At 42.1% G+C, this 5,794-nt stretch carries 7 protein-coding genes and 1 pseudogene; all 8 read right to left on the bottom strand.

The window, feature by feature from the left end:
- A partial coding sequence (locus tag DW677_RS18570) for a hypothetical protein (RefSeq protein WP_347473203.1) occupies positions 1-299 on the bottom strand: 299 nt, incomplete at its 3' end.
- A 57-nt stretch (positions 300-356) separates the two neighbouring features.
- Positions 357-575 carry a hypothetical protein gene (locus DW677_RS17115; protein ID WP_242990704.1) on the bottom strand — a complete coding sequence of 73 codons (219 nt, stop codon included), beginning with the start codon at positions 573-575 and terminating at the stop codon, positions 357-359.
- A 157-nt stretch (positions 576-732) separates the two neighbouring features.
- Positions 733-1,944, bottom strand: a complete 1,212-nt coding sequence (locus tag DW677_RS17110) for an ATP-binding protein (RefSeq protein WP_117567891.1) — start codon at positions 1,942-1,944, stop codon at positions 733-735.
- A gap of 554 nt (positions 1,945-2,498) precedes the next feature.
- Positions 2,499-2,654 (bottom strand): annotated as a pseudogene (locus DW677_RS17100) (DUF3847 domain-containing protein); the annotation flags it as partial.
- A gap of 102 nt (positions 2,655-2,756) precedes the next feature.
- Entirely contained in the window at positions 2,757-3,443 is a 687-nt protein-coding gene (locus DW677_RS17095; RefSeq protein WP_133304070.1) for a hypothetical protein, read from the bottom strand.
- Entirely contained in the window at positions 3,379-3,600 is a 222-nt protein-coding gene (locus DW677_RS17090; protein WP_015553444.1) for a hypothetical protein, read from the bottom strand. Before DW677_RS17090 ends, DW677_RS17095 begins: the two co-directional genes overlap by 65 nt.
- Positions 3,601-3,801: 201 nt before the next feature.
- Positions 3,802-4,260, bottom strand: a complete 459-nt coding sequence (locus DW677_RS17085) for a reverse transcriptase domain-containing protein (RefSeq protein ID WP_242992230.1) — start codon at positions 4,258-4,260, stop codon at positions 3,802-3,804.
- A gap of 618 nt (positions 4,261-4,878) precedes the next feature.
- Complete coding sequence (locus DW677_RS17075; RefSeq protein WP_117471343.1) at positions 4,879-5,418, bottom strand: hypothetical protein; 540 nt, start codon at positions 5,416-5,418, stop codon at positions 4,879-4,881.
- Between the last annotated feature and the right edge of the window lie 376 nt (positions 5,419-5,794).

Raw genomic sequence — 5,794 nt, 5'->3', positions numbered from 1 at the left:
TCGCGAAACACCCAGGTACTGTTCGCCTTAACTCTCGCAATATAGTATTTCCCTTCATTTCTTGAGCGCATCCATAGGAGGTCTCCTTCTTTCACATCCTCTACCATGCGGCATACACTGTCGAATGATTTGTACTGAGTTCTTGCCAGATTACAGTAATCCAAAAATGTATGTATCCCAGAACGTTCTGCCTGGGTTAATTCACGCAGACTCCATCCCATTGCTGCGACATGATTTTTCAAGCAATAGTCAGCAACATTTGTGCCTCCTGTATTCACCTGTAATCTCCATACTGCCATCTTGTCTTCCTCTTTCTTTTTGCATTTAGAACTTTCTCATCATTCGCTTTAATATTATTATATATCGTCCACACATAGAGTTACAGATGCAATGTACATTATTTTGCACATTTCCGATTTGGTCTTGCGGTACTCTGCATAGGAGCTTTTCTTTCGTTCCAGGAACATCGCATACTCTGCGTTCAGCTCGCTGATGCGCGGGAGCTTTTTGTCAGAGCCGTTCTCTTTCTTATAAGCATCGAACGCCTTTTTCGCTGCGCTGTTGAAAAATGCCATAAATGTGTACCTCCTTGTACGATGCGCCCTTGCAGACGGATGAATAGTGAATGTCCCCTTGCATGTGCACCTGCAAATGGGCAAAAAATAGTCAGGTTTCCAATTTTAATCAGAAACCTGGCTATGTAAAAAGGGCGGTTCACCGCCGTCCTCGTTGTTAATATTCTGTGCTCAATAGAAAATCTGCAATGTGCATACTCTTAATGCCTTGGTAATTGCCTCCGGCAAATTCATCGGTTCTCAAAACATACTTCGGATAGTTATCCCGGATTTCCAGCAGTCGTTCATATTCACGCTTTTCTGTTTTTTCGGATTTAATCTCCTGTGTGACCTGTACATACAACCGGTCATTCTGCTTCTGCGCCACAAAATCGACTTCACCATCCGGCGTTTTTCCAATCGTCACGGTATAGCCTCGTCTGCAAAGTTCCAGATACACCACATTTTCCAAACTGGAAGCGACGCTGTCCGGTGTATAGCCCAGCACGCTGTAACGTAAAGCGGTATCAGCAAGATAAAACTTCTCCTGCGTTTTCAGAATCTCCTTTCCGCGCAGATCGTATCGAGAACAGCGATGAAGAAGGTATGCTTTCTCAAACTTTTCCAGATAGCTGTATACCGTTTCATTGTCGATAGAACGATGCTCTGATTTCAGATAATCAGAAATTGATTTTGCCGAGAATAAATTTCCCACATTCGCAAATGTGTACCGAACCACCCGTTCCAGCTGGTCGATCTTACGAATCTGGTTTCTCTTTACGATATCTGAGAAAATCGTGGAATTATAGATATCCCGGACAATCGTATAAACCTCATCCTGTGAATACTCTCGCAGGTGTGTTGCAGGGAAGCCACCCAAGCGGATATAGTCTGCCAGTTCAGCATGGATATCCTTTACCTGTGTATACTGCTTTTTGAATTCCAGATATTCCTGAAAAGAAAGCGTATAGATACGGAAGGAAACATATCGTCCGGTCAGGTAAGTCGCTATTTCCGAAGACATCATTCTGGAATTGGAGCCTGCCACATAAAGATCAACATCATAATCCGTTGCCAGAGTGTTTACTACTTTCTCCCAGCCTTCAATTTCCTGAACCTCATCCAGAAAGAGATACGTTCTCCCAGTTGGGTTTAGCTTTTCTTTGACAGCCTTGAACATATCCTTCGCTGTCATATCCTCATAATCCATGGAATCGAAACGCATACTGACAATCCGCTCAGACGGAATGCCATGCTTCTGTTGCAGCTTCTCCATGATCATTTTAAGAATAGTGGATTTTCCGCATCGGCGAACACCCGTCAACACTTTTACAAAAGGTGTGTCGGTGTAGGCCATAATCTTATCGACATAGAGCGGTCTGTTTATCATAGGAACCACCTCCATGGTTCCATGATACCGCAAGCACATAAAAAATCAATAGATTTTGCGATTATAAACCGCAATTATGTTGATTCTCACTGACTTTTTCGAATTATGTCGAATTCTGTTTCCTTTTAGTTTCAGAATAGCGTAGTTTAACCAAAAAGTCCAGAAAGCAACGGCACCAGATAGCGATAGGTAATCTTTTGATGTAATCTCCAGATTTTCCCCCGCTCCACACTGTGCATGCAGCTTTCACCGCACACGGCGTTCCATCGAATTCAACAGCCAAGGTTTTTCATATACGATTTACACACTTCGTAACAGCATAATTATCAAAGCATGATTACAGGCATTTCTGCCATAGTTCGAAGTTTGTTAAGCTTTGCAAGTTTAGAATCATCTAATTGCAGTGGGTTCAGATATTCTCTGATAGTGATTTCAGACGATGCATGGATAATCACATGGATGGCTTTTGAGACTAAAATCAGATTTTCGTATGCATCTGTACCACCTTTGAATTCGACTTGGGGCTATCCCTCCACGATGTTTAGCATCGCTTCATTGCAAAGGCGGTGGGTGCGCTTGGTGCGTTCACCTTTCTCCAGATACTTCTTTCTGTTCTCCAGATGCTCCAGCTTGTGCTGTTCCTGTGCAAGCTGTGTCTCGGCTCGTTCCTTTTCGGCTCGAAGCTGGTCGAGAGTTTTCAGTTTTGTCATTGTCATTGCCCTCCTTTTTTGATTTTGGAGATAAAAAAGACCGTCAACTTTTCGCATAGTGCGACCAGCCAACGGTCTGATTTTCCGTATTGAGTTAAGATGTTAGTGGTTTTCCGCCGTTTCTTTATTTAATATATCAAGAATTTCTCGAAACGATTTTTGCAATCGAGGATCATCATACATTTTCTTTGCCGTATCCAGCAATTCTTCTGCCTGATTATATTGCTCATTTATAATTGCTGCTATTATATCAAGTATGGCTATGTTTCCGCCGTAGATTTTGTGATGTCTATATTGTTGAAAAAGTCCTTGGTTTTCGTTGTATACTGTAATTGCTTTTTCATACTGGGCAGTTTCAAAATAGCTCAAGCAAAGGTTGATTTTATGAACTACATTAACAGAAGAACCGCTCAGCCGCTCATGGGACAATTTTTCCAGCATAGGAATTGCTATATCAAATTGTTTTGCCTCGATGTATCCAGCAGCCAAATTTAATTCTAAGATATTTCTCAATGTTTTCCCTTTTGCGGTTTTTAGCAAATTTTCTATACCGTCAATGTATTCCTGTGGCTTTTCTTCACTCAGCAACTTTGCAATTTTCTTGACTTTGTTAAAATAAATTAGATTGTAACATACATTGATTAACACAGCGCCTAATACAATGGCAACCGCTGCAATCCAATAACCATGCATAAAAGCTGCATCATCAATCCCAAAACTAATTTTAAGCAATAACAAAATCAAGCCGAAGCAGACTCCTATCAAAACTATTTTTGCAGCTCTTTTCAAATTGAGTACCTCCATCATACTTTTTTTGCAACTTGCTGGCGGCGAACAGCATTTCATGCTGTTTGAAGACGGCAAGTCCACGAGGGATAGCCGCATTAGCGGCGCAAGGGGGTGTAGCAACCTTGCCGGAACGAAGTGACGCAACATTCTCGGTCATGCGGCTTTCTTCTGCTGACAGAGAATGAAGCTCCGCAGGACGCACATACTCCCGATAGGAGAGTATCGAAGTGCGCCCTTTAGTTCCTAAAGGGATTTTATCAGTTCGACAGTCGAGTAGACTAAGACCTCTCAATCCTAGCCCCTCACAGATCTGTACGTGCGGCTTTCCCGCATACGGCTCCTCATAGTAACATTCGCTTCAATATAAACAATAGTACGTTTTAGGTTTTGCTAACGGGTAATACTTGAGCATTTCCCTTTGCACCACCAGCTTAAACCACAGCGTCAGCACATGATGCATGTATATATTTGCAAGCATCGGACTCATTACTGAGCCTTGTGCCGAACCCTCCTCTGTTGGCTCGAATTTTCCTTGCTCCATTATTCCTGCTTTAAGGTATTTACGTATTAGCCACATTAAGTTCCTATCCTGTATATTCCATTCAAGGAACTTCATCATCCAATCATGGTCGATATGGTCAAAGAAACCTTTGATATCGGCATCTACGATATAGCTGATTTTTCCATAGCTTATCCGTTGGTATACTTCTTTTATTGCTTCGTGACACCCCCTATCCGGTCTGAATCCATACATGCAGTTTAGGAATCTCGGTTCATAAATAGCTCCCAGTATTTTCTTCACTGCCATTTGTACAATCTTATCTTCATAGGAAGCAATCCCTAATGGTCGTTTCTTTCCATTTCCTTTAGGTATATATAGGATGTTTCGATGTTGCCGATATCTCAGCTATTCTTACTAATTTCGTTTCCATTATTTCCTCCGTCCCTGAGTACGGATCATGTGCCCTCAGTAAGACCTTTACTATGCAATCCCCTTCCCTCCATCGGCATTGCCCGATTTCTACAGTACTATGGGATTGTCCGACCACCTACCATTCATTTGAAATCCTCCGTTTTCAGTTGCAATTTCATACTCTTCTTCGAGAAATGGCAGGTTCTCCCCAGTTGATGTGTATTCACAATGTAAAACATGATTGGTTCTCTGACTCCGCAGTGCCACATAACACTCGCCATATCGCATTACATGTTATTGTCTTCCGCACCAGTTAAGACGTCGACCGACTGAAGTTAACGTTTCGAAGCTCAATCACTATTCAACCCTGCTTTCTTGCTGTCTACGCTTGTCAGATGCCGTTACCGGCATCATCCCAAGACTCGCTATTATCTGGTTGGCTAAACCTTGGATAAACCGGAATCCCACCGGCTTGACTACACACCCTTAGCTGGGCGCACAACTGGAACTGGTTAATTTATATTATTTATGAGCGGAAATGTAGTCAAGCACAATTTTCCACCCATTATTTTCACTGGCATATCCCCATAAAGGCTCTGTTAACTGTTCTAATTCTTCAATACAATGACGAGTCTTTTTTACCATTTCTTTTCTTTTTTCGAGAGTGATTGAATTTAATTTTTTATTTGATACCTTAAACCTGTTATTTTGCAGAAAATTAACGGTGTCAATATAGTTATTATCATCAGTAAAAATTGTATCTTGGGGAAAACAGGATATAACCTTTTCAAATGCTGTTTTCAGGGTGAATAATCCTAAAGCATTTAATGCTTCTGGGATAAACGGAACTAATTTTACCTGTTCACAAATAATATACCACCAACCATCACACTGCCAATTCCCCACCATATTCATACAAATATGCAAGGTAAAAAGTTCAGGGGTCACTTTTTCTTTTATATCATCTAATGTCCCCAATTCCCACAATTTATCCGACAATTCAGCCAGTGTATTTTCATCTAAACATTTCACTCCGTTAAGGAGTTCCTGTAATGTAAGCACTGTTATTTCCTCCTCGCAATATAAAATTTCTCACAATCAACTTCCGCTTTGCCGTTAACTTCATTATACTTTACCCGACCGTCAAAGTATAGAGAGATTTTGTAAAACTTGTCGGCTGGAAACAGCTTGCAACGCAAGGTGTCCCCAGATGGCAAGTCCACAAAAGGGTAGCTGGCGGCAGCCAGCGCAGGGGTGCAAAACGTCCGGTGGACGTTTGCCCTGCACCGACCGAAGCGGAGCGGAGACGGCGTAGCGTCTCCTGTATGATTTGGAGCAGACCATGACTGCGGAAGCCAACATTCTGTCGGCTGCTGCGGCTTTCGCCGAGTGAATATGCAAGCATATTCGTTCGGCTCATTGCTCGCACAAATCACAG

The sequence above is a fragment of the Clostridium sp. AM25-23AC genome (assembly GCF_003435125.1).
GTDB lineage: Bacteria > Bacillota > Clostridia > Lachnospirales > Lachnospiraceae > Pilosibacter > Pilosibacter fragilis.
This window is presented reverse-complemented; position numbering and strand designations above follow the sequence as displayed.